A 23,566-nucleotide genomic window follows, 5' to 3' on the forward strand; every position below is an offset into this window, starting at 1 on the left:
GTCACCCGCCGGGGACGGTGAAATTCCTGCGCGCTGCCGTGGGCTGACAACGGCGAACTAGCGTTCACGTGCCTGCGGCCAGAACTTCGAGCACCTCCCGTCCATACCGTTCCAGCTTGCCCGCGCCGATCCCGGCGATCCTTGCCAGGGCGTCGAGGTCGCTGGGGCATTCCAGCGCGATGCTGCGCAAGGTGGCGTCGTGGAAGATCACGTAGGCGGGGACGTTCTGCGCTTTGGCGGTTTCGCTGCGCCACTGGCGCAGGGCGGTGAAGCGGGCTTCGGCATCGGCGGGCAGGTTGGTGGTGGTGGTGGATGTTGTGCGCGCCTTGTCGGCATCACGCTTGCGCCGGCGCGCGGGCTTGGGTGGTTCCGCGCGCAGGTGCAGGGTTTGTTCGCCGCGCAGCAGCGGGGTGGCAGCGGCGGTCAGGCGCAGGGCGCCGTAGCGGTCGAGGTCGGCCTCCAGCAATCCGGCGGCGACCAGTTGCCGGAACAGGCTGCGCCAGCGGATGGCATCGAACTCGGCGCCGATGCCGTACGTGCTGAGGGACTGATGGCCGAACTGGCGCACCTTGGCGGTGTCGGCGCCGCGCAGCACGTCGATCAAATGCGCCGTGCCAAAACGCTGCCCGCTGCGGTAGACGCAGGACAGCGCCTTGCGTGCTGCCTCGGTGGCGTCCCAGGTCTGCGGCGGATGCAGGCAGTTGTCGCACGCGCCGCAGGCGCCGGGATGGGCTTCGCCGAAATACCCCAGCAGGGTTTGACGACGGCAGGCGGTGGATTCGCAATAGCCGATCAAAGCGTCGAGCTTGGCGTGTTCCAGCCGTTTGCGCTCTTCGCCGGCCTCGCCTTCGGCGATCATCCGCCGCAGCTGCACGGCATCGCCCAGTCCGTAGGCCAGCCAGGCGTCGGCGGGCTCGCCGTCGCGGCCGGCGCGGCCGGTTTCCTGATAGTAGCCTTCCAGCGATTTGGGCAGATCGAGGTGGGCGACAAAGCGCACGTCGGGCTTGTCGATACCCATGCCAAAGGCAATCGTCGCCACCATCACCACGCCGTCCTCGTGCAGGAATCGGCGCTGGTGCCGTGCGCGCGTGGTCGCATCCAGCCCGGCGTGATAGGGCAAAGCCAGCACGCCGCGTTCGGCGAGCAGGGCGGCGGTGGCATCAACCTTGCGTCGTGACAGGCAATAGACGATTCCGGCCTCGTCATGGTGTCCATCGAGGAAGTCCAGCAGCTGGCGGCGGCTGTCGTCCTTGGGCGTGACGGTGTAGCGGATATTGGGGCGGTCGAATGAGCTGATGAACTGGCGGGCACCTTCCAGCGCCAGTCGTTCGACGATTTCGCGTCGGGTCGGTGCGTCGGCGGTGGCGGTCAGCGCCATCCGCGGCACGCCGGGCCAGCGTTCGTGCAGCAAGGTGAGCTGGCGGTATTCGGGGCGGAAATCGTGGCCCCATTGCGAGACGCAGTGCGCTTCGTCGATGGCGAACAGGGCAAGCCGGCTGCGTTCGAGCAGGTCGAGGAAACGCGGCGTCAGCAGCCGTTCCGGGGCGACGTAGAGCAGGTCCAGCGCGCCGGCCGCGAGATCGGTTTCAACCTGCGCCGCGCTCGCTGTATCCAGGCTGGAATTGAGGAAGGCTGCGCGCACGCCGAGCTGGCGCAGCGCTTCGACCTGGTCCTGCATCAGCGCAATCAGCGGCGAGACGACGATCGCGGTGCCCGGCCGCAGCAGCGCCGGCAATTGATAGCACAGCGACTTGCCGCCGCCGGTCGGCATCAGGACCAGCGCATCGCCGCCGGCCGTCACATGCTCGACGATGGCGGCCTGTTCGCCGCGAAATTCGGCGTAGCCGAAGGTGCGGCGAAGCTGGTCAAGGGCGGGCGAAGGCATCCCCACAAGATAACAGCCGCACAGCGTTGGGCGGTCACGCGCTGGCGCATGCGACCGACGCAAAACGCTCCGTCGGCGCCGCCGCCGGCCCGGATTCAGGGGTTTTCGAGATCGAGCGCACCGTGCGCGGGCACCGGAGTGCCGGCGACGTGGCGGTGCTTGAACAAGGGCACGAAAGCGATCGCCATCGCCAGTGAATACAGCGCGAAGCTGGTCCAGATGCCGTGCCAGTCCTTGACGCCTTCGGGCGAAGTGAAGAAGCGGTCGATCATCCAGCCGCTGATCGCGCTGCCCAGGATCGCGCCGACGCCGTTGGTCATCAGCATGAACAGGCCCTGCGCGCTGGCGCGGATCTTCGGGTCGGCCTGTTGTTCGACGAACAGCGAGCCGGAGATGTTGAAGAAATCGAAGGCCATGCCGTAGACGATGCAGCTGGCCACGATCATCCACAGCCCCGGGCCGGGGTCGCCGTAGGCGAACAGACCAAAGCGCAGGAACCAGGCCAGCATGCTGATCGTCATCACGATCTTGATGCCGAAGCGCTTGAGGAAGAACGGGATGGTGAGGATGAACAGGGTTTCGCTGATCTGCGAAATCGACATGATGATGGCGGGGTATTTCACCGTCAGCGTGTCCTTGAACGCATCGACGTTGGCGAAATCGTGCAGGAAGGTGTCGCCGTAGGCGTTGGTCAGCTGCAGCGCCGCGCCCAGCAGCATGGCGAACACGAAGAACACCGCCATGTTGCGATTCTTGAACAGCCGGAACGAGGACAGGCCCAGCACGTCCACCAGGCTGCGGCTGCCCTCGCCCTTGCCCAGCGTGGGCGGACACGGCGGCAGGGTGAAGGCGTACAGGCCCAATGCGAGGGAGGCGGCCGAGGCGATGTAGAACTGGCCCGGCGAGGTTTCCAGCTTGAGCAGGCTGGTGGTCCACAGCGCGGCGATGAAGCCCACGGTGCCCCACACCCGGATCGGCGGGAAATCGCGCACCACGTCCAGACCGTCGCGCTTGAGCGCGTTGTAGGCCACCGCGATCGCCAGCGAGATCGTCGGCATGTAGAAGATCATCGTCACCAGCATCACCCAGAACATGGTGTGCGGGTCGTTCACCTGCGGCACGTAGAACAGCATCGCCGCGCCGGCGATGTGCAAGGCGCCGTACAACTTCTGGGCGCTGATCCACTTGTCGGCCACCACCCCCATCAGCGCCGGCATGAACAGGGCCGAGATGCCCATGGTCGAGAAGATCGCGCCGAAGCTCGTGCCCGACCACTGCTTGTGCTGGAACCAGTAGGCGCCGATGGTGATCAGCCAGGCCCCCCAGATGAAGAACTGGAGGAAGTTCATCACGATCAGGCGCAGTTTCAGGCTCACTGGGACTCCGATGCGGCGCCGTGGCGGCGCGGCCAATGCCGCAGGTTAGTCATCGCCGCTGGCGGCGGCAAGCGGAATGCGTTGCAAGCGTGATTCGGGTCGAGGTGTTTGCCCCGGGCTGACCGTCCCGGCAAGGTGACATCGTGGTTTGGGTTGAACCAGGCATGAAATCCTTGGGTCGCGTTGGCGCAGCCGCTGGCGCTCATATCCCCCGATGTCGGCCTTGCGGCCGCCATCTCCTCCTTGACTTCGCGCCAGCGGCTGCGCCAACGCGACTGTCGACAAACTGGACGTGCTGGGGACGGGTCCACTGAGCGTCAGTGGCCACGCCAACGCGACTGTCGCCAAGCCGACAACTCAACTCTCCCGCGCCACCACGCGGTTGCGCCCGGTCATCTTGGCCTGGCGCAGGCGCAGGTCGGCGCGCCGCAGCAGCTGGGCCAGTTCGGTGCCGTCCTGCGGCCAGCTCGAGATCCCGCCGCTGAAGGTCATCCGAATCGGCGCTTCCCCGGGCTCGTGGACGAAGGGGGAAGCGGCCACGCTGCGGCGCAGGGCTTCCAAGCGTTCCCAGGCGCGCCCCACCGGCTGCCGCAACACCAGCGCGAATTCTTCGCCACCCAGGCGCACCAGCCAGTCCTTTTCTTCCAGCCCGGAGCGCAGGACATCCACCACGTGACGCAGCGCGCTGTCGCCGGCGGTGTGCCCGAGTTCGTCATTGATCCTGCGGAAATAATCGAGATCGATCAAGGCCACCGACAGCGACATCCCGGCCTCGCCGGCGGCGTCGGCCAGCGCCGGGAAACGATAGGTCAGCAGGGTGCGGTTGGGCAGCCCGGTCAGGCCGTCGGTGCCGGACAGCTCAATCAGCCGCTGCATCCGGTACACCACGGCGGCCATCATGACGGTCGTGACGGCGATCAACAGCAGTCGCTGGAGCACGTTGGACACGTGTGCGGTGCCGTAGTCGGCCGAGGCCAGCTGGTCGGGCGTGGTGGCCAGCGAGAACAGCAGCACTGCCAGAGCACCGTACTGGAACATTGCCAGCGCACCGGCGTACAAGGTCAGGCGCCCGTCGTTGCGCAGCGCGGTCATGCCGATCGCGATCAGGTAGAACGCCCACACCACCATGCTGTTCAAGGCGCCGGCAAACGAGCCGAACGCCAGCATTCCCAGCACCAGCGAAGTCAGGGTGATGTCGTAGCTGGTGGACAGCCAGGGCAGCCAGCGGAAGCGGCGTTTCTGGCGCGCCAGCATCAGGATCAGCTGCGCGGCCAGCACGGTCAGGATCACCCCGATGATGCCGGCAAGTCCCTCGGTGGGCGTGTACTCGTCGGCGGCAATGCTGGCCAGCGGCAGCAGCAGCAGGACAAACGCGAGCACGGCGCGCAGCTTGGCCACCAGCAGCTCGCCGCCGGCGCCCACTTCCAGCATCAGCGCGTCCGGTGGCGCCCGCAGGCGTCGCCAGAACTCCCGCAAATCGGACCGGATGCCGTCCATGCGCTCCCCTGTTTCCCGCCGCAGCATAGGCTGCCGAGGGGCCTGACTCAAATCCGCTGCATCTGGCAGCCACGGCAGGCTTGCTCAGTCCGGGAGTCCGGCAAAGAGCGTCCACACCCCCAGCGCCAGGAACACGCATGCGGCGATGATGCGGGCCGCCTTCAAGGGCAATTTCTGCGCGAAGCGACTGCCAAGCACCACCACCGGCACGTTCGCCAGCAGCATGCCGACGGTGGTGCCGGCCACCACCTGCCACAGCGGCGAATACTTGGCCGCCAGCAGGATCGTCGCCACCTGGGTCTTGTCGCCGATCTCGGCGATGAAAAAAGCAATGACGGTGGCGATGAAGGCGTCGTGCGCCGGCAGCGCCTCGTCCTTGTCCAGCTGGTCCGGTTTCAGCGTCCACAGCGCGATGCCCAGAAAACTGGCGGCGACCACCCAGCGCAGCAGCTGCGGCGTCAGCCACTGTGCGACCAGGGTGCCGACCCAGCCGGCCAGCGCGTGATTGAGCAGGGTGGCAAGCAGGATCCCGGCCACGATTGGCCAGGGTTTGCGGAAGCGCGCCGCCAGCAGCAGGGCCAGCAATTGGGTCTTGTCGCCGATCTCGGCCAGCGCCACGGTGCCGGTGGACACGAGCAGGGGGTTGAACATCGAAGCTCCGGACCGGGCGCATTCGCGAAGGACGCGAAGGCAAACGCCGCGGCGCCCGGTCGGGTGCGCGTCGCCTGCCTTCGGTCTTGCCCGCGTTCCATCGAATCCACATTCGATCGAACGCTGCGCGCCACGGCCTGCCGGCCAAGTGTGTTGACGCGCGGGCCCCGGCATCGCGCCGTGGCGGGCTACTCCCCGGAGGAAGAGAGTGCGTATTGAAGCACGCGGCGTTGAGTTGACTAGATAATGAGAATCATTACCATATCGACGATGGCCTCGTCCCGAGCTTTGCATGACCGCAGCCCAACCGTTTGCGCCGGTGTCCGATCCACCGGCCAAGTCAGTTCCGACCCCGTCCGGTCCACCGCTTCGGTGTCTGGAAAGCGGCCAGTTGCTGCGCGGCCAGTGCGAAGTGCTGATCCGCCACGGCGATGAGATCTACCGCCTGCGTCACACCCGCAACGGCAAATTGATCCTCACCAAATGACCCAGCCGGCGCCTGCGCGCCGGTCCCCACGCCAGCCAGCGTCCACACGCGAGCCAGCAGACAACCTTCCTCGATGGATGTCTCATGCGCTCGCACCCGCTGGCCTTTGCCCTGCTCGCCGTACTCGCCGCCTCTTCCCAAGCCCATGCCCAGGCCGGGCCCGCCGCCGATGAAACGGAGGCAGGAGTTGACGGCGATGTCAAAGTATTCGAGCGCGTGGTCGTCACCGCCACCCGCAGCGAGCGCGCGCTGATCGATGTCCCCAACACGGTGGACGAGATCGACCGCAAGCGCATGGATGATCTGCTGGTCGACAACCTGAAGGACCTGTTCCGCTACGAACCCGGCATCAGCGTCGGCAGCAGCTTCGGCCGCTTCGGCATCGGCGACATCCGCATCCGCGGGCTCGGCGGCAATCGCGTGCGCATCCAGACCGACGGCATCGCGGTGCCGGATGCGTTCACCATCGGCAGCTTCTCCAATGCCAACCGCAATTTCGTCGATCTCGACACACTCAAGCGGGTGGAAGTCGTGCGTGGCCCGACCAGCTCGATGTACGGCTCGGATGCGCTGGGTGGCACGGTCTCGTTCGTCACCAAGGATCCGGCGGACTACCTGCAAGCCGGCAGGTCCAGCTACTTCGGCTTCAAGCTGGGCTTTGATGGCGAATGGAACGGATTCTCGACCGGACTGACGGCGGCTTTCGGCGGCCAGCGCTGGTCGGGCCTGCTGGCGGTGAGCCATCGGCAGGGGCACGAGACCCGCAATCAGGGCGAGGCCGATGGCGTCGGCGCTGCCCGCACCCGACCCAACCCGCAGGATCGCAGCGGTCGCAGCGTGCTTGGCAAATTGGTGTACGCGCCCAGCGCCAGCCAGCGTTTCACCCTGACGCTGGAAGGCAACGACGACAGCGCCGACACCGACATGCTGACCTCGATGGGCGTGCAGCCGATGACCGGCGCCATCAATACCCATGTCGGTGCCATCGACCAGCAGCGCCGCACGCGGATTTCGCTGGAACACCGGATCGATCTGGAAGGCGGCTTTGCCGACAGCATCGACTGGCAGGCCTACATCCAGCGCAGCAGCACCACCCAATACACGATCGAGGCACGCACCCTGCCGACGCCAACCTTGCAGGATGTGCGTGAGCGCTGGTTCCATTTCGACCAGCGCGTGCGCGGCCTGCAGCTGAACTTCCGCAAGACCGTGGACGCCGGCAGCGTCCAGCACGACCTGGCCTGGGGCCTGGATATCGCGCGCACCGAGACCGGGCAACGCCGCGACGGCCTGCGCGGTTTTCCGCTGACCGGCGTCAGCACCCCGAACATGCCGCCGGATCACTACCCGGTGCGCGATTTCCCGCTCAGCACCACCACCAACACGGCGGCCTACCTTCAGGACGAGATCAGCCTGCTGGGCGGCGCGCTGCGGCTGGTGCCGGCGCTGCGGGTGGATCGCTATGAATTGAGCCCGCACATGGATGCCATCTTTGCCGGCGACAATCCCGGCGTGGTGCTCAGTAGCCTGAGCAAGACCAGCGTGTCGCCCAAACTCGGCATGGTCTGGCACTTCAATGAGGACTGGTCGCTGTTCGGCGGCTACGCGCGCGGTTTCCGCTCGCCGCCGTATGCCGACGTCAACATCGGCTTCACCAATGCGATGTTCGGCTACACCGCGATTTCCAATCCCGACCTCAAGCCGGAAACCAGCAATGGCTTCGAGCTGGGCCTGCGCTATTCCGGCAGTCACGCCTACGCCAGCCTGAGCGCCTACGACAACCGCTACCGCGATTTCATCGAGTCATTCGTGTTCGTCGGTTTCAATCAACAGGGTCTGATGGTCTACCAGTCGCAGAACGTGGCCGATGCGCGCATCCACGGGGTCGAGCTGAAGGCGGGGCTGGAACTGGGCGCGTTGTCGCCGGTGTTGACGGGCTGGTCGCTGCGCGGTGCGGCGGCATGGTCACGCGGGGAGGACCACACGGCGGACGAGCCAATGGCATCGGTCGATCCGTTCACCGCCACGCTGGGGCTGGCGTATGACGCGGACGACTGGGGCCTGGAGCTGGCCGGACGCTTCGCCGGCCGTCGCGAGCGGATGCCGACGCCGCCGGCCGGCACCTCCTATTTCGTGTCACCGGGCTATGGTGTGTTCGATCTCTACGCGCACTGGAAGCTTGGCGCGTACGTGAAGCTCAACGCCGGCCTGCGCAACCTCACCGATCGCCGCTACTGGTCGGCCGGTGACGTGCCGCTGGCCGGTTCGACCAGCGCGGTGCTGGATCGCTATACCGCGCCCGGTCGCAGCCTCGCGGTTTCGTTGCAGATGGAGTGGTAGCGCAGCAGGAGGGCTCGCGGCCCGCGTCGCCGGCCTGCGGTTGCGGCAGCGTGATCCGGCGGGGCGCTGCGTGGCCCCGGCCGTTCCTGCGCGCAGGCGACGTTTACCGGGAAAAATCGGGCTTATACTCGCCCCGTCAACCGGAGAGCATCGATGGCTGTTTTTCTTGCACTGATCCTGCTGCTGGCAGGCGTGATCCTGCTGTTCAAGACCGTGCGGATGGTGCCGCAGGGCTACGAGTGGACGGTCGAACGCTTCGGCAAGTACACCCACACCATGGGCCCGGGCCTGCACTTCCTGATGCCGATCATGTACGGCGTGGGGCGCAAGATCAACATGATGGAACAGGTGATGGACGTGCCCAGCCAGGACGTCATCACCAAGGACAATGCCGTGGTCAAGGTCGATGGCGTGGTCTATTTCCAGGTGCTCGATGCCGCCAAGGCCGCGTATGAAGTCGCCCAGCTGGAGGTGGCCATCCTCAACCTGGTGATGACCAATATCCGTACCGCGATCGGTTCAATGGACCTTGACGAGTCATTGTCCAAGCGCGACGAGATCAATACCAAGGTGCTGCACGCGGTCGACGAGGCCACCCATCCCTGGGGCATCAAGGTCAACCGCATCGAGCTGAAGGACATCCAGCCGCCGCGCGACCTGGTCGATTCGATGGCGCGGCAGATGAAGGCCGAGCGCGAAAAACGCGCCAACATCCTCGAGGCCGAAGGCCTGCGGCAGTCGCAGATCCTGCGCGCCGAGGGTGAGAAGCAGTCGGCGATCCTGTCTGCCGAAGGCGACAAGGAAGCCGCGTTCCGCCAGGCCGAGGCCCGCGAACGCCTGGCCGAGGCGGAAGCCAAGGCCACCCAGATGGTGTCGAATGCGATTGCCGGCGGCAACGTGCAGGCGATCAATTACTTCATCGCGCAAAAGTACATCGAGGCGTTCAAGTCCCTGGCCGAGGCGCCCAACCAGAAGTTCGTGATGATGCCGATGGAATCGGCGGGCATCATCGGCTCGATCGGCGGGATTGCCGAATTGGCGAAGGAAGCGATGGAGCGGCAGGCCGCGCGTCCGCCGGCGATCAAGCAAGGGGGCTGATCGATGCGCTGGGACGTGTTTGCCTGGGCAGCGGTGGCGCTGCTGCTGTTCGCGGCCGAGGCGATGGCGCCCGGCGCGTTCATGCTCTGGCTCGGGTTGGCGGCGGTGGCGGTGTTTCTGGCTGTTCTGCTGGTGCCGGGGATTCCGCTGCTGGTACAGGCCGCCGCCTTCGTGGTGCTCAGCTTCGTGTCGATCCAGGTGTACCGACGCTGGTTCCGCAAACGCGAGCGCCAAAGCGACCAGCCGGCGCTGAACCGGCGCACGGCGGCGCTGGTCGGGCGCGTGGTGACGCTGGAGCGCGCCATCGTCGACGGTCGAGGCCGGGTCCAGATCGCCGATGCGTACTGGGATGTCACCGGACCGGAGCTCCCCGTCGGGGCCCAGGTTCGGATCGTCGGCGGCGACGCCATGACCCTGCAGGTCGAGCCGGTCTGAGCCCTGCGGGTGCGCGCCCTGCGCGCGCCTGATCGCCGGTCTCGCAAGACAGGGCTCGCCTCCGCCGCGCCCGGAGGCTGCGAGCGGGGCTTGCGCGCGACGTCGTAGAATACCGGGCCCCCACGCCAACGGACCCGCCATGACCCAACAGACCGTCCTCAATCCGATCCACCGTGCGCTGGGCGCCAAGATGGTGGATTTCGGCGGCTGGGACATGCCGATCCACTACGGCTCGCAGATCGACGAACACCACCAGGTGCGCCGCGACGCCGGCATGTTCGACGTCAGTCACATGACCGTGGTCGACCTGGCCGGCCCGCGCGTGCGCGCCTTCCTGCGCCACCTGCTGGCCAACTCCATCGACAAGCTGCAAAAGCCGGGCAAGGCACTGTACTCGTGCATGCTCAACCCGCACGGTGGCGTGATCGACGACTTGATCGTGTATTTCATGACCGAGTCCTGGTTCCGGCTGGTGGTCAACGCCTCCACCCGCGACAAGGATCTGGCCTGGCTCACCGCACAGGCGCGCGCCTTCGACGTCCACGTGCGCGAGCGGCCGGAGCTGGGCATCGTCGCCGTGCAGGGGCCGAACGCCCGCCAGCGCGTGATCGGGCTGTTGGCGGAAGACGAGCGCGAGCCGGTCATGAAGCTGGCGCGGTTTTCCGCGCGCAAGGCCAGGACTGCGACCGGCGCCGAGTTGTTCATTGCCCGCACCGGCTACACCGGCGAGGATGGTTTCGAGATCATCATCCCCAACGACGACATCACCGGGTTCTGGAACGCACTGCTGGAGGCGGGCGTGAAGCCGGCCGGACTGGGCGCGCGCGACACCCTGCGGCTGGAGGCCGGGATGAACCTGTACGGGCAGGACATGGATGAGACCGTCACCCCCTGGGAGGCGGCGCTGGGGTGGACGGTGGCGCTGGACGAAGGCCGCGATTTCGTCGGTCGCGCCGCGCTGGAGGCGCAGAAAGCGGCCGGCGTGCCGCGCCAGATGATTGGCCTGGTGATGGACGAAAAAGGCGTGCTGCGCCATGGCCAGACGGTGCTGACCGATGCCGGTGCAGGCGAGATCCTCTCGGGCACCTTCGCGCCGACGATCGGCAAGGCCATCGCCTTTGCCCGCGTGCCGTCCGGCGCGATCGGTGCGGTGCGGGTGGACATCCGCGGCCGCGAGGTCCCGGTGCGCGTGGTCAAGTTTCCCTTCGTGCGCGAGAACAGCATCCAGCCCGGCGTCTGACGGTGGCAGAGAGAGTTCAGCCCGGACTGAAGTTTCGCTAGACTTCCCCCACCCCACGCAGCTTCGACAGGAGCGATACCGATGAGCGATATCCCAGGCGACCTCAAGTTCCACAAATCCCACGAATGGGTGCGGGTGGAAGGCAATGGCAAGGCCACGATCGGCATCTCCGATCACGCCCAGGGCCTGCTCGGTGATCTGGTCTACGTGGAACTGCCCAACGTCGGTGACCGCATCGAAGCCGGCAACGCCTGCGCGGTGGTCGAGTCGGTGAAAGCCGCTTCCGACGTGTATGCCCCGGTCAGTGGCAAGGTCGTCGAGGTCAACGCCGCGCTGGCGGACAAGCCCGAGACCATCAACGAGGATGCGTACGGGGAAGGCTGGATGTTCGTGGTCGATCTCGAGGATGCCGACCAGCTCAACGATCTGCTGGATGCCGACGGCTACGCCGAACAGCTCGAAGACGACGCGCACTGAGGTCGCGTCCGCCCGATCCGGGGCAATCCACCCGCGGCGGAAGCGCCGCGGGTTTTTCGTTTCTGCGACGGCGCAAATGCGCAGGCGCGAACGGGTTGGAGTGCGCGATCGCGATCGCACGCGCATGAAATCCTGCGCAATGTTCGCGCAAACCGGCTTGTGCAGCGCGAAAATCCGCACGCAATCGCGCGCGATCACGACAGCGCGCGCGTGGGCCCGAAGACATGGCGTGCGCGTTGTCGGCAGTGCCGCATGGCGTTGACGCACACTGCATGCAAATGTCGTCGAATGTCTGGAGACCGCGCCAATGCTTGCGTGCAGCCGATTGCATCGATGTCGGCAGGTTGCACATTCGTTCGCGGCATGGGCAATCGCGAACGCGCATGCGGGCTTCGATCGCGGCGAGTGCCGACGCGAACGAAAAAAACTTTGCGCAAGATTGTTGACACGTGAAAAAAGCGTGATTAGGTTTCGTCCAGCAGACGATCACTGCGGAACAGCGTGACCAGACACGACGCAACGACGAACAGCATCCACCGCGCCACCACCCTGAGCGTTGCAAGGTGGGCGCCGGTGCATCGTCACTCGAAGTTCCGCAATGGCCCGATTCCGGAATCCTTCGCCGCACTCGCCCGCATGGCAGCGTCGGGCGATGCCATGCCGGTGTGGTTGGCAGTTGGCCGGCAGCCGCAGATTCGCCGTGTGCGCATGCGCACCGGCACAGCATCCGTTCCGGCGCGCGTCGCGCGCCGGCGGTCGATCGTGGGTCCGATACCCGCGGTGTCTTTCGCAACTGGGCGTTACCGATTTTCCCATTGACGAGGAGCCATACCATGGCCGTTAAGAAAGCTGCTGCAAAGAAGCCCGCCGCCAAGAAGCCGGCGGCGAAGAAAGCTGCTGCAAAGAAACCTGCTGCCAAGAAGGCCGCTGCGAAGAAGCCGGCCGCCAAGAAGGCCGCGAAGAAGCCGGCTGCCAAGAAGGCCGCGAAGAAGCCGGCTGCCAAGAAGGCTGCTGCGAAGAAGCCGGCTGCCAAGAAGGCTGCGAAGAAGCCGGCGGCCAAGAAGCCGGCTGCCAAGAAGGCTGCGAAGAAGCCGGCCGCCAAGAAGGCTGCTGCGAAGAAGCCGGCGGCCAAGAAGGCTGCTGCGAAGAAGCCGGCGGCCAAGAAGGCTGCGAAGAAGCCGGCCGCCAAGAAGGCCAAGCCGGTGGCAATGCCGGCGATTCCCGCGCCGGCGATGTGAGTCACTCGACCGGTTCCGGCACGTCCGGTTCCGGCGACAGCAAGTCTCTGCAAGGCCCTTCCCGTTGCCCAGGCGGGGGGGGTTTCTTTTTGGCGCTCGCGTTTGCTGCCTGCGCCTGGATCAGGCTTGGGGAATCCCGGACTTCAGCGCGGTGAAGCCTTGGACGACGAGGCGTCACTGCCTTCGGGCGTGTCGGCGCGGCGACGCGCGTACATCGTGCTGGCGGGAAGGCCATAGGATGGATCGTCCAGCCATTCGCCGCCCTGGATGCCCAAGGCATCGTCCAGGATCGTCGGCAGCAGCGCGCTCGGCAGCGCGCTGTCGGAGTTCCACAGGATCACCACGCCCAGATCGCGCTCGGGCAGCATGGCGATCACCGCGCGGTAGCCTTGCACCGCGCCGCCGTGGAAGATCACGTCGTGCCCGGAATAGCTGTAGTCGCGCCAGCCCAGCGCGTAGCTCGCTGCGGTCAGACGCGAGCGGCGCCAGGACGCGACCTGGGTTTCTCCCGGCGTGTCCACCAGTGGCGCGTGCAAGGTGGCAAGCAGGGGCGCGGGCAGGACGTCGGGGCGGTGTCCGGCCTGGGCAATCAGCCACTGCGCCATGTCGCTGATGCTGGCGTTGACGCCCGCTGCCGGCGCCAGCCGGTAGTAGGTTGGCTTGGGGATCAGCGAGGTCCAGCCGCGTCCGCTGCGGACGTGTGGCCTGGCCCAGCGGGCGCTGGCGGTGATGCCTTCCAGCCCGTAGCTGGCATCGTTCATGCCCAGCGGCTTGAAGATCCGGCGGGTGACGACCTCGCTGTAAAATTGCCCGGTCGCCGCGAACACGATGTCGCCGATCAGGCTGAACGCCACGTTCTGGTAGGCGTAGCAGGAGCCTGGCGCGCATTGCATCGGCGCGGTGGCCAACTGGGTGGTCAGCACGTGGTAATCGGCATCGCGCTCGATGTCGCGGTCGAAGGTGTTGCGCTTCAGCCCGGTGCGGTGGCTGAGGATGTCGGCCACGGTGAGCTGTTCGGCGGCGCCGGGCTCGGACAACTGGAATGCCGGGACATAATCGGTGAGATGACTGTCCCAGCGCAGCACGCCGTCGTTCACCAACAGGCCGGTGACGGTGGCCGCGAATGCCTTGGACAGCGAGGCGAGGCGGAACGTGGTGTGCGCATCAATCGGGAGCGGATTGCTGACGTCGGTGACGCCATAGCCGCGCGCGCTGACGACGCGCCCGCCCTGCACGATGGCCATGGCCATGCCCGGCAACTTGCCCTCGTTGGTCATCGCGGTGGCGATGGCCTCGTAGTCGGCAACGTCGAGGCGCACGGGCGGCAGCACCGCAGGTGCCGCCGAAGCTGCGGGGACCGCGGCCGCCATCTGGATCGGACGCCCGTTCCAGGTTGGCGCGGTCTGCGCGGAAGAGCCCAGCGCCAGGGGGAGCAGACCGGCGATCAGGCCAGCGCGCCAAGCGTGCCGGAGGGTACGTGCTTTCATTGTTCCCGCCCTCGGGTATGCTGCATCTACGCCGCGATTCCAATGCCGGGTTCCGGCGATTGATCCTGCGGCTGATTCTAACGCCTGTTTTCGCGAGTTGAACATTCCGGGAGGTTCGCCATGGTTGCAGGCCTGATCTTTCTTGCCATCATCGTCGGGCTGGGATTCTGGGTCGTCGGGATCTACAACGGCCTCGTCGTCGCGCGCAATGCGTTCAAGAACGCGTTCGCCCAGATCGACGTGCAGCTGCAGCGCCGCTTCGACCTGATCCCGAATCTGGTCGAAATCGCCAGGAAGTACATGGCGCACGAACGCGAGACGCTGGAGGCGGTGATTTCCGCCCGCTCGGCCGCGCAGGGCGGGCTGGCCGCCGCCAAGGCCAACCCGGGCGATCCGGAAGCGATGGCGGCGTTGGCCGCAACCCAGGGCCAGCTCAACGGCGTGCTGGGGCGGCTGATGATGGTGGCCGAGGCCTATCCGGACCTGAAGGCCAACCAGAACATGATGCAGCTCACCGAGGAGCTGACCAGCACCGAGAACAAGGTCGCCTTCGCGCGCCAGGCCTACAACGACTCCGCGATGGCCTACAACAACAAGCGCGAAGTGTTCCCCAGCAGCGTCTTTGCCGGGATATTCGGCTTCCAGCCGGCGGCCCTGCTGGAAATCCCCGCCGAGAAACAGGAACAGGTCCGCGCCGCGCCGAAGGTGGAGTTCTGAAGGGGCCGTGATTGGTGATTGGTGATTCGAAAGAGCATGGGGGCGCGAATCAAGGCTTTTCGCGAATCACCAATCACCAATCACCAATCACGGCACGCCCATGAACTTCTTCGAACAACAGGCCCGGGCGCGCAGGAGTTCAGCACGGCTGGTCCTGCTGTTCGCGCTGGCGGTCGCGGCGATCGTGGCAGCGGTGGATGCGATCGTGTTCCTGTTCCTGCCGCACCCGGGCGTGTTGCTGCTGGTCTCCGTGATCACGCTGCTGGTGATCGGCGGCGGCTCGGCTTGGCGGATCAGCAGCCTGGGCGGCGGCGGCAGGGTGGTGGCCGAGCAGATGGGCGGGACCGAGGTGCCGTCCAACACGCAGGACCCATCGCTGCGGCGGTTGCGCAACGTGGTCGAGGAAATCGCCATCGCCTCGTCGCTGCCGATGCCGCGGCTGTACGTGCTGGAAGATGAAGCCGGCATCAATGCGTTCGCGGCCGGGTTCGCGCCCACCGATGCCGCGGTCGCCGTCACCCGCGGCGCGCTGGACCGGCTCAACCGCGACGAACTGCAGGGCGTGATCGCCCACGAGTTCAGCCACATCCTCAACGGCGACATGCGGCTGAATCTGCGCATGATCGGGGTCCTGTTCGGGATCCTGATGGTGGGATTGATCGCCCGCAAGGTACTGGAATACGGCCGCTTCCGCGGTTCCGGCGCGCTGCTCGTCTTGCTGGTGACGTTGACCCTGATGCTGGTGGGCTACATCGGCCTGTTGTTCGGGCGGATGATCAAGGCCGGCATCAGCCGCTCGCGCGAGCGGCTGGCCGATGCCACGGCCGTGCAGTTCACCCGCCAGACCGCGGGCCTGGCCGGGGCGCTGAAGAAAATTGCCGGCGTGGCGGAAGGCTCGCGGCTCGACCAGCGCAGCAAGGCCGAGGAGGTCAGCCACATGCTGTTCGGCGACGGGCTCGGATTTTCCAGGCTGTTCGCCACCCATCCTCCGCTGCTGGAGCGGATCCGTGTGCTCGATCCGAGCTTCTCGGCCCGGGCGCTGGATGCCCTCAAGGCGCGCTGGGTGCTGACGCCGCCGGACGGGTTGAGCGAGGACGTGCAGCTTGGTCTGGTTGGCGAAGGCGAGTTGCCGCCGCTGCGGGCGGGCGTGATGCCACCCCCGTTGCCGACGGCGGCCGGCCGCGCTGGCCCGCGCCCGCCGCCGCTGCCCGGCGCGGCGACGCAGATACGGCTTGCCGGAACCGAAGTGGCCGCGCAGGTGGCCACCCCGGATGCCGACGACTACCTGCGTGCCGGCGCGATCATCGCCGCGCTGCCCGAAGTGCTGCGCGCGCTGGCCCGCGACCGTGAGGCCGTGATCGCCCTGCTGCTGGCGCTGCTGCTCGATGCGGATGCGACGGTGCGGGAACGCCAGCTGGCCGAGGTGGGCCCGCGACTGGGCGCAGCCATCGTCGAACAGGCGGTGGAACTGCGCGACCAGCATTTGCAAAGCCTGCACCCGATGCTGCGGCTGCCGCTGGCCGCGCTGGCGTTCCCGGCCCTGCGGCTGCGCCCGCGCCCGCAGCTCGATGCCTTCCTCACGGCGGTGCAGGCGGTGGCCAATGCCGACGGCGGGGTGTCGCTGTTCGAGTATTGCCTGGGCAAGCTGCTGACGGTGCAGGTGCGGGAAGCGCTGGATCCCGCACGCTACGTCCAGTTCGGCCGTCGCAAGCCGGGCGGGGTGCGGCAGGAGTTTGCCACCCTGTTGGCGGTGGTCGCGCAATATGGCAATGCCGATGAGGCTGCGGCGCGGCGCGCCTATCTGGCCGGGATGCAGCGGGTGCTGCCGCGCGACGTGCTGCCCTACGCGCCGCCGGCCAACGGGGTGGCCGCGTTGGAGTCGGTCTGGGAGCCGCTCGACGCGCTCGACCCGCTGGCCAAGCAGGTCATGGTCGAAGCCGTCACCGAAGCGATTGGCAGCGATGGCCGGATCAACGTGGCCGAGGCCGAGCTGTTGCGCACGATCTGCGGCGTGCTGCACTGTCCGCTGCCGCCGATGCTGGAGCAGGCTTCCTGAGCGCGGCTGCACCGGGATCGTGGGAGTGCACCGCAGGGGCGCGACCGCTGCGCGCGGAAACGCTGCGGGCAGAACGAATCAAGTGGCTGCCGCGCGGATCAGATCCGCCGCGCGCTCGGCGATCATGATGGTGGGCGCGTTGGTGTTGCCGCCGGGCAGGTTGGGCATCACCGAGGCGTCCACCACCCGCAGACCCTCCACGCCGCGCACGCGCAGCTGCGGATCGACCACCGCCGCGGCGTCGCTGCCCATCTTGCAGGTGCCGACCGGGTGGTAGACCGTTTCGGCGCGGCTGCGCACGAAGGCGATCAGCTCGGCCTCGCTGCGCGGCAGCTGCGGCGGAAAGATCAGTATGCCGCGGTAGGGGTCGAAGGCCTTCTGCGCGAAGATTTCCAGCGACAGCTTGGCGCATTCGAGCATGACCTTGAGGTCGAAGCCGTCCGGGTCGCCCAGGTAGTTGGGGTCGATCCGGGGCTTGTCGCTGGCGCGGTTGCTGGCCAGGGTTACCGTGCCGCGGCTGCGCGGACGCAGGAAGCAGGCGTGCATGGTGTAGCCGTCGCCGGGCAGGCGGTTGCGGCCGTGGTCGTCGATCATCGCCGGGATGAAGTGCAGCTGGATGTCGGCGCGCTCGTCGCTGGCCAGCGGCGAGCGCCAGAACGCGCCGCCTTCGGCGATATTGCTGGTGCCCGGCCCGCGGTGGCCGCCGAGGAAATACTCGAATGCGGTCCTGACTTCACTGACGCGGTCGTAGCTGATGCGTTGGGTGCAGTGCTGCAAGGTGGTGACGTCGAGGTGGTCTTGCAGATTGGCGCCGACGCCCGGGGCGTCGTGAAGGACGGTGATTCCGTGCCCGCGCAGCGCGTCGGCCGGGCCGATCCCGGACAGCATCAGCAGCTGCGGCGAATTGATCGAGCCGCCGCACAGCAACACTTCGCGACGGGCGGCATAAGCAACCGGGCTGCCGTGTTGCACGCAGGCCACGCCGCTGGCGCGGCGACCGGCGAAGCTGATGTGGTCGACGCTGGTGGCGGTGGCCACGGTCAGGTTCGGCCGCGATTTCACCGGATTCAGGTAGGCGACCGCAGTCGAACAGCGCGCGCCGTCGCGCTGGGTCACCTGGTACAGGCCCACGCCCTGCTGGTGGGCGCCGTTGAAATCGGGGTTTTCGATCAGTCCCGCCTGTTTCGAGGCTTCGATGAAAACGCGGCTGAGCGGATTGACGTAGCGCAGATCGGAGACCGTGAGCGGGCCGCCGCCGCCGTGGAAGGCGTCGCCGCCGCGGCTGTTGCCCTCGCTTTTGCGGAAATAGGGCAGCACATTGTCCCAGTGCCAGCCGTCGGCGCCGCGCGCGGCCCATTCGTCGTAGTCGGCGGGCACCCCGCGGATGTAGCACATCGCGTTGATCGAGCTGGAACCGCCCAGCAGCTTGCCGCGCGGGCACCACAGCCGGCGCCCGTCCAGCTGCGGCTGCGGGGTGGTGTCGTAGTCCCAGTTGATCGACTTCAGGCCGGCGATCTTGGCCAGCCCGGCGGGCATGTGCACGAACGGATGCCAGTCGCGGCCGCCGGCTTCCAGCAGCAGCACCGTGACGTTCGGGTCTTCGCTGAGGCGGTGGGCCAGCACGCAGCCGGCCGAGCCGGCGCCGATGATGATGTAGTCGAATGCCGTGGCCAATGCCGTCGCCTGCGCCTGCTGAGGTCTGTTCCCGAAACTATGCGGTGCGGTTAGAGCAAATGCTCGGCTGCGCTGCAACGGCTTGCGCGATCACGGTCACGCCGGTAGCGTGCTTGCGCAATGGCAGGCGCGCAACAACGCATCGAACCCGGCGAGCGGCAGGCTGCGGCCCTGTCTTTCCTGTACTTTTTCTGCGTTCTGGCGGCCTATTACGTCATCCGCCCGGTGCGCGAACAACTTTCCGCCGCGGTCGGCTCCACCCAGCTGCCGTGGTTTTTCGCCGCCACCTTCGTCGCCACGCTCGCGCTCACCCCGATCTTCGCCTGGCTGGCCTCGCGCTGGCCGCGGCGGATCGTGGTACCGGTGGTGTACCTGTTCTTCATCACCTGCCTGCTCGCTTTCGTGCCGCTGTTCACCGCCCAGGGCCTGCTCAGCCCAAGGGCGCTGGGCATCGTGTTCTTCGTCTGGGTCAGCGTGTTCAATCTGTTCGTGGTGTCGGTGTTCTGGAGCTTCATGTCCGACATCTGGAGCGAGCAGCAGGCGCGGCGCGTCTTTCCGCTGATCGCCACCGGCGGGGCGATCGGGGCGATCACCGGCCCTGTCCTCACCTCGGCGCTGGTGGGTGTGCTGGGCGTGGCGCCGCTGCTGGTGGTGTCGGTGCTGCTGCTGTGCGCGGCGCTGGGCTGCGTGCTGCTGCTGGGGCGGTGGTCGCGCCGGCACGGGGCCAACCGCGGCGACGTCGCGCACGAGGCGGCGGTCGGCGGCAGCATGTTCGACGGCCTGCGGCAGGTGTTCGCGCACCCGTTCATCCGCGGCATGGCCCTGCTGATGGTGCTGGGCGATGCGCTGGGAACGATCGCCTATGCCCTCTACGTGGACAGTCTGGGCGCGGCGTTCGCGCGGGACGTCACGCAGCCCTCGCAGTTCCATCAGCTGGTGGTGAGCCTGTACGGGATGCTGCCGTGGAACGACGCGGCCACGTTGACCGCGGCGCAGGCGCGCACCTTTGCCGCTTCGCTGGTGGATCTGACGACCAACCTGCTGCAGCTGGGGATGCAGCTCACGCTCACCCGCTGGCTGCTGCGCCGCTACGGCGCGGGCGTGGTGATCGCCGTGTGGGCGGCCGCCAGCGTAATCGTGCTGGTGCTGCTGGGCGTGCTCGGGGACATTTCGGTGGGCTGGCTGGGTGGGCTGTCGCTGGCGGTGATGGTGCTGATCGTTACCCGCAGTGGCGCCTATGGCCTGGTCCAGCCGGCGCGCGAGAGCCTGTACACCCTGGTGCCGCGCGAACTGCGCTACAAGGGCAAGAACGCCGTCGATACCGCGGTCTGGCGCGCCGGCGACGTGGTGGTGGCGACCTCGATGAACGGCTTGCGCGCACTGGGCGCGGTGACGGCCACCTTCGGCTGGCTGGGCGCGCTGGCGGCCGCGGCTTCGGGCTGGGTCGGCTGGGCGCTGGCGCGTCGGGCTGAAGCGGGCGCACCCGGCAACGCCGGCCGTTCGCAGCGGCAGGGCGCAGTGGAATCGGATGCGAAACCCGGGTGATTTGATACGGTTGCGGTACAGGCGCAGGGAGGTGTGGCCATGCTGTTGCTCGCACGGATACTGACGGCTGCGGTCGCCGCGCTGCACCTGTATTTCCTGCTTCTGGAAATGTTCCTGTGGACCCGCCCGCTGGGCCTGAAGACCTTCCGCAACACGCCGGAAAACGCCGAGATCACCCGCGTGCTCGCGGCGAATCAGGGCCTGTACAACGGCTTCCTTGCCGCCGGCCTGCTCTGGGCCGCGGTGAGCGCGCGTCACGATCTGGCGTTGTTCTTCCTCGGCTGCGTGGTCGTCGCCGCGCTGTACGGCGCGTACAGCGTCAACCGGCGGATTTTCTTCGTGCAGGGCGTGCCGGCGCTGGCGGCGCTGGCGGCAGTCTTCTGGGCTTGAAGTTCAAGCCTTCGGCGTCACCCACATCGAGATGCTGGCCTTGAACACCGCTTCGCCGGCCGGGTTTTCCACCACCACCTCGAACGGCAAGTCGTAGCCTTCCTTCGATTCGCGCGGCGGAAACGCCGGCGTGGCGGTGGCGCGCATCGTGCCTGCCGCTTTCTTCAGATAGGCCACCGTCATGCCCTTGGGGATCCAGCGCATCGTCGGCGGAATGCTGACGTCGCAGGTCAGGCCACCGACGAACTCAGCCAGGTTGCACAGCGCGATCGCGTGCACGGTGCCGATGTGATTGGTGACCGCGCGGCGATGGCGCAGGGTGGCGATCCCGCGTCCCGGTTCCAGCACGACGATCCGCGGCGCGATGCTGGAAAAATACGGCGCCTTCAGGCACACCAGCCGCGAGAACAGCCAGCGCCCCGCCGGCCAGCCGGCCAGCCGCCGATACAGCGCAAGCACCGACGGCATCGGTCAGGCCACCGCGCGGCGTTCGCGCCTTGCATGCAGATCGTAGTAGCCGGCGGAACGCAGCTCGTGCGGGTCGAAATCGTCCACGGTGATCGTGTCCAGGGTGAGGACGCGCAGCTCTTCCAGCTGCTTGCGTTCCTCCAGGTGATCCAGCCCTCGCGCACGCCCTCGTCGAGCTGGCGGCGAAATCCAGCGCCTCGATGTCCTTGGTCTTGAGCGCCTTGAGGAATTTGCGCTCGACCGGCTCGGCGGCGATGGCCTTTTCCAGATAGCTGTTGATGCGGCCGCCCGGATTGTGCGCACCGGGGGTCAGGAACACGCCCTGCGCCAGCCGCTCGCGCGCCTCGTTCGGATTCATCAGCAGCGCTCGCCACGCGCCGGCACAAGCGATCGCCCGGCGCCACCGCACGGCGGCCGAACGGGAACACCAGCGGCCACAGCAGCCAGCCCAGCGGCTTGATCGGGAAGTTGCGCAGCGCCTGCGACAGCGCCAGCTCGATTTCATACGCGCTGTTGTGGAAGGCCCAGGCCAGCAGCGGCTTGTCGGCCTCCGGGCAGCCTTCGTCGTGATGGCGCTTGAGCACCGCGCCCATCATGTACAGATGGCTGAGCACGTCGCCCAGCCGCCCCGACAGCGATTCCTTGAACTTCAGTCGGCCACCCAGCGCACCCAGCGAAATGTCGGTCAGCAGGGCGAGGTTGGCGGCGTAGCGGTTGAGCTTGCGGAAGAACTTCTTCGTGTAGGCATCGCCGGCCACCGACTGCAGGCGTGAGCCGGTCAGGCCGAACCACAGCGAGCGCACCGCGTTGGAAATCGCGCCGCCGATGTGCGGATACAGCGCCGCGTCCAGCGCGTCCAGCCCGGCCTTGGCGTCCGGGTCCTGCGCCGCGCGCATTTCCTTGAGGATGTACGGATGGCAGAGGATCGAGCCCTGGCCGAAGATCAGCAGGCTGCGGGTCATGATGTTGGCGCCTTCGACCGTGATGGCGATCGGCGCGGCCTGCCAGGAGCGCCCGGCGAAGTTGTGCGGGCCGAGGATGATGCCCTTGCCGCCGATCACGTCCATCACGTCCTTGCTGATCTCGCGGGCCGCGGTGGTGCAGTGGTATTTGGCGATGGCCGACGGCACCGACGGCACGTCGCCGCGATCCACCGCCGCGGCCGTGGCCTGCGACAGCGCGCTGATCGCATAGGCCTTGCCGCCGATCCGCGCCAGCGCTTCTTCCACGCCCTCGAAGCGGCCCACCGACAGCCCGAACTGCTTGCGGATGCGCGCATAGGCGCCGGTCACCACCGCGCCCGACTTGGCACCGCCGCTGGCGGTGGAGGGCAGGGTGATCGAACGCCCCACCGCGAGGCATTCGTTGAGCATGTTCCAGCCCTTGCCGGCCATGTCGAGGCCGCCGATCAGCTGGCTCAGCGGGATGAACACTTCCTTGCCGTGGATCGGGCCGTTCTGGAACGGCGAGTTCAGCGGGAAGTGGCGGCGACCCGACTTCCACCCCGGCGTCTCTGCCGGCAGCAGGGCCAGGGTGATGCCGATGTCGCGGGTATCGCCGAGCAGGCCGTCCGGGTCGTACATGCGGAAGGCGAGGCCAATCAGGCTGGCCACCGGCGCCAGGGTGATGTAGCGCTTGTCGAAGGTGAGCTTCAGGCCCAGCACGTTGGCGCCGTTCCACTGGCCCTTGCAGACGATGCCGAAGTCCGGGATCGAGGTGGCGTCGGAGCCGGCGAACGGACCGGTCAGGCCGAAGCAGGGCACGTCCTGGCCCGCAGGCCAGGCGCGGCAGGTAGTAGTCCTTCTGTTCCTTCGTGCCGTAGCGATGGATCAGCTCGCCGGGGCCGAGCGAATTGGGCACGCCGACGGTGGCACTGGCGACCGAACTGATCGAGGCGACCTTCTGGATCACCTTGTGATGGGCCAGCGCGGAGAAGCCGAGTCCGCCGTATTCCTTCGGAATGATCATGCCGAAGAAGCGCTGCTTCTTCATGAAGTCCCAGACCTCGGGCGACAGATCGGCGCGGACGTGGGTGATGTCCCAGTCGTCGATCATCCGGCACAGGGTCTCCACCGGGCCATCGAGGAAGGCCTGCTCTTCGGCCGACAGCTGCGGCTTGGGATGGCCCAGCAGCTTGCGCCAGTCCGGCTTGCCGGAGAACAGATCGCCCTCGAAGCCGACCGAGCCGGTCTCCAGCGCGATCCGCTCGGTTTGCGACAGCGGCGGCAGTGCCTTGCGCAGGAACTTCAGCGCCGGGGCGGTGAGCAGCGGCTTGCGAATGGTCGGGATCAGCAGCGGGATGGCGAGCAATGCCACCAGCGCGGCAATCACGATCACCGCGACGTGGCTGGCTCCCAGCAGCCAGCAGCCGACCAGCAGGGTCGCGCTCAGCGCCGCCCAGACGGCCAACCGCAGGCGGTGGTAAGCGGCAAAAGCCGTGGCCAGCAGGACGGCGAGGATCGGCAGGGAAATACTCAGGATGGGGCTCATGTCGGGGCTCCGGAA

The 23,566-nt window shown here is 67.2% G+C and carries 18 protein-coding genes and 1 pseudogene; 11 read left to right on the plus strand and 8 right to left on the minus strand.

Annotation, left to right across the window (positions count from 1 at the left end):
* Nucleotides 1–64 precede the first annotated feature (64 nt).
* The 4 genes from recQ to M9902_RS08630 all read right to left on the minus strand — a co-directional run bounded on the left by recQ (nucleotide 65) and on the right by M9902_RS08630 (nucleotide 5,409).
* Nucleotides 65–1,885, minus strand: coding sequence for a DNA helicase RecQ (gene recQ / locus M9902_RS08615; RefSeq protein ID WP_297222260.1), 1,821 nt, complete (start codon nucleotides 1,883–1,885; stop codon nucleotides 65–67).
* 95 nt (nucleotides 1,886–1,980) lie between these two features.
* A complete protein-coding gene (locus M9902_RS08620) occupies nucleotides 1,981–3,261 on the minus strand; it encodes a nucleoside permease (protein WP_297175458.1) in 1,281 nt (426 codons plus the stop codon).
* A 357-nt stretch (nucleotides 3,262–3,618) separates the two neighbouring features.
* Complete coding sequence (locus tag M9902_RS08625) at nucleotides 3,619–4,758, minus strand: GGDEF domain-containing protein (RefSeq protein ID WP_297222262.1); 1,140 nt, start codon at nucleotides 4,756–4,758, stop codon at nucleotides 3,619–3,621.
* 84 nt (nucleotides 4,759–4,842) lie between these two features.
* Nucleotides 4,843–5,409, minus strand: coding sequence for a TMEM165/GDT1 family protein (locus tag M9902_RS08630; RefSeq protein ID WP_297222264.1), 567 nt, complete (start codon nucleotides 5,407–5,409; stop codon nucleotides 4,843–4,845).
* 319 nt (nucleotides 5,410–5,728) lie between these two features.
* Here M9902_RS08630 and M9902_RS08635 point away from each other — a divergent pair, with 319 nt between their 5' ends.
* From M9902_RS08635 to M9902_RS08665, 7 genes are all read left to right on the plus strand, one after another.
* Entirely contained in the window at nucleotides 5,729–5,896 is a 168-nt protein-coding gene (locus M9902_RS08635) for a hemin uptake protein HemP (RefSeq protein WP_297222357.1), read from the plus strand.
* An 84-nt stretch (nucleotides 5,897–5,980) separates the two neighbouring features.
* On the plus strand, nucleotides 5,981–8,236 hold the full coding sequence (locus M9902_RS08640) for a TonB-dependent hemoglobin/transferrin/lactoferrin family receptor (protein ID WP_297222266.1): 2,256 nt from the start codon (nucleotides 5,981–5,983) through the stop codon (nucleotides 8,234–8,236).
* Nucleotides 8,237–8,389: 153 nt separating this feature from the next.
* Entirely contained in the window at nucleotides 8,390–9,334 is a 945-nt protein-coding gene (locus tag M9902_RS08645; RefSeq protein WP_297175450.1) for an SPFH domain-containing protein, read from the plus strand.
* 3 nt (nucleotides 9,335–9,337) lie between these two features.
* Nucleotides 9,338–9,769 (plus strand): NfeD family protein, encoded by a 432-nt coding sequence (locus M9902_RS08650; protein ID WP_297175448.1) that lies wholly within the window; start codon nucleotides 9,338–9,340, stop codon nucleotides 9,767–9,769.
* Nucleotides 9,770–9,908: 139 nt separating this feature from the next.
* Nucleotides 9,909–11,009 carry a glycine cleavage system aminomethyltransferase GcvT gene (gene gcvT, locus M9902_RS08655; protein WP_297175446.1) on the plus strand — a complete coding sequence of 367 codons (1,101 nt, stop codon included), beginning with the start codon at nucleotides 9,909–9,911 and terminating at the stop codon, nucleotides 11,007–11,009.
* A gap of 81 nt (nucleotides 11,010–11,090) precedes the next feature.
* Nucleotides 11,091–11,486, plus strand: a complete 396-nt coding sequence (gene gcvH, locus M9902_RS08660) for a glycine cleavage system protein GcvH (protein ID WP_297175444.1) — start codon at nucleotides 11,091–11,093, stop codon at nucleotides 11,484–11,486.
* 563 nt (nucleotides 11,487–12,049) lie between these two features.
* Entirely contained in the window at nucleotides 12,050–12,724 is a 675-nt protein-coding gene (locus M9902_RS08665; RefSeq protein WP_297222270.1) for a hypothetical protein, read from the plus strand.
* 143 nt (nucleotides 12,725–12,867) lie between these two features.
* On the opposite strand, the gene M9902_RS08670 is transcribed toward M9902_RS08665, so the two are convergent.
* A complete protein-coding gene (locus M9902_RS08670; RefSeq protein WP_297222272.1) occupies nucleotides 12,868–14,211 on the minus strand; it encodes a serine hydrolase domain-containing protein in 1,344 nt (447 codons plus the stop codon).
* Nucleotides 14,212–14,331: 120 nt separating this feature from the next.
* Here M9902_RS08670 and M9902_RS08675 point away from each other — a divergent pair, with 120 nt between their 5' ends.
* On the plus strand, nucleotides 14,332–14,928 hold the full coding sequence (locus M9902_RS08675; protein ID WP_297175439.1) for a LemA family protein: 597 nt from the start codon (nucleotides 14,332–14,334) through the stop codon (nucleotides 14,926–14,928).
* A gap of 100 nt (nucleotides 14,929–15,028) precedes the next feature.
* Nucleotides 15,029–16,984 carry a M48 family metalloprotease gene (locus M9902_RS08680; protein WP_297222274.1) on the plus strand — a complete coding sequence of 652 codons (1,956 nt, stop codon included), beginning with the start codon at nucleotides 15,029–15,031 and terminating at the stop codon, nucleotides 16,982–16,984.
* A 78-nt stretch (nucleotides 16,985–17,062) separates the two neighbouring features.
* On the opposite strand, the gene M9902_RS08685 is transcribed toward M9902_RS08680, so the two are convergent.
* Nucleotides 17,063–18,658 (minus strand): choline dehydrogenase, encoded by a 1,596-nt coding sequence (locus M9902_RS08685; RefSeq protein ID WP_297222276.1) that lies wholly within the window; start codon nucleotides 18,656–18,658, stop codon nucleotides 17,063–17,065.
* 120 nt (nucleotides 18,659–18,778) lie between these two features.
* Here M9902_RS08685 and M9902_RS08690 point away from each other — a divergent pair, with 120 nt between their 5' ends.
* The gene (locus M9902_RS08690) at nucleotides 18,779–20,203 is read left to right on the plus strand and encodes an MFS transporter (RefSeq protein WP_297222278.1); all 1,425 of its coding nucleotides are present in this window, start codon (nucleotides 18,779–18,781) and stop codon (nucleotides 20,201–20,203) included.
* A gap of 39 nt (nucleotides 20,204–20,242) precedes the next feature.
* Nucleotides 20,243–20,593 (plus strand): DUF1304 domain-containing protein, encoded by a 351-nt coding sequence (locus M9902_RS08695; protein ID WP_297222280.1) that lies wholly within the window; start codon nucleotides 20,243–20,245, stop codon nucleotides 20,591–20,593.
* A 3-nt stretch (nucleotides 20,594–20,596) separates the two neighbouring features.
* Here the strand turns inward: M9902_RS08695 and M9902_RS08700 are convergent, their stop codons facing one another.
* A complete protein-coding gene (locus tag M9902_RS08700; protein ID WP_343231879.1) occupies nucleotides 20,597–21,061 on the minus strand; it encodes a hotdog fold domain-containing protein in 465 nt (154 codons plus the stop codon).
* Nucleotides 21,062–21,064: 3 nt separating this feature from the next.
* Nucleotides 21,065–23,539, minus strand: a pseudogene (locus tag M9902_RS12035) (acyl-CoA dehydrogenase).
* Nucleotides 23,540–23,566: the final 27 nt, after the last annotated feature.

The sequence above is a fragment of the Thermomonas sp. genome (genome assembly GCF_023953935.1).
Lineage (GTDB): Bacteria > Pseudomonadota > Gammaproteobacteria > Xanthomonadales > Xanthomonadaceae > Thermomonas.

Coding starts and splice junctions, on each gene's coding strand:
- recQ (WP_297222260.1), bottom strand. CDS start 1,885: ATGCCTTCGCCCGCCCTTGACCAGCTTCGCCGCACCTTCGGCTACGCC.
- M9902_RS08625 (WP_297222262.1), bottom strand. CDS start 4,758: ATGGACGGCATCCGGTCCGATTTGCGGGAGTTCTGGCGACGCCTGCGG.
- M9902_RS08630 (WP_297222264.1), bottom strand. CDS start 5,409: ATGTTCAACCCCCTGCTCGTGTCCACCGGCACCGTGGCGCTGGCCGAG.
- M9902_RS08640 (WP_297222266.1), top strand. CDS start 5,981: ATGCGCTCGCACCCGCTGGCCTTTGCCCTGCTCGCCGTACTCGCCGCC.
- M9902_RS08645 (WP_297175450.1), top strand. CDS start 8,390: ATGGCTGTTTTTCTTGCACTGATCCTGCTGCTGGCAGGCGTGATCCTG.
- M9902_RS08650 (WP_297175448.1), top strand. CDS start 9,338: ATGCGCTGGGACGTGTTTGCCTGGGCAGCGGTGGCGCTGCTGCTGTTC.
- gcvT (WP_297175446.1), top strand. CDS start 9,909: ATGACCCAACAGACCGTCCTCAATCCGATCCACCGTGCGCTGGGCGCC.
- gcvH (WP_297175444.1), top strand. CDS start 11,091: ATGAGCGATATCCCAGGCGACCTCAAGTTCCACAAATCCCACGAATGG.
- M9902_RS08670 (WP_297222272.1), bottom strand. CDS start 14,211: ATGAAAGCACGTACCCTCCGGCACGCTTGGCGCGCTGGCCTGATCGCC.
- M9902_RS08675 (WP_297175439.1), top strand. CDS start 14,332: ATGGTTGCAGGCCTGATCTTTCTTGCCATCATCGTCGGGCTGGGATTC.
- M9902_RS08680 (WP_297222274.1), top strand. CDS start 15,029: ATGAACTTCTTCGAACAACAGGCCCGGGCGCGCAGGAGTTCAGCACGG.
- M9902_RS08690 (WP_297222278.1), top strand. CDS start 18,779: ATGGCAGGCGCGCAACAACGCATCGAACCCGGCGAGCGGCAGGCTGCG.
- M9902_RS08695 (WP_297222280.1), top strand. CDS start 20,243: ATGCTGTTGCTCGCACGGATACTGACGGCTGCGGTCGCCGCGCTGCAC.
- M9902_RS08700 (WP_343231879.1), bottom strand. CDS start 21,061: ATGCCGTCGGTGCTTGCGCTGTATCGGCGGCTGGCCGGCTGGCCGGCG.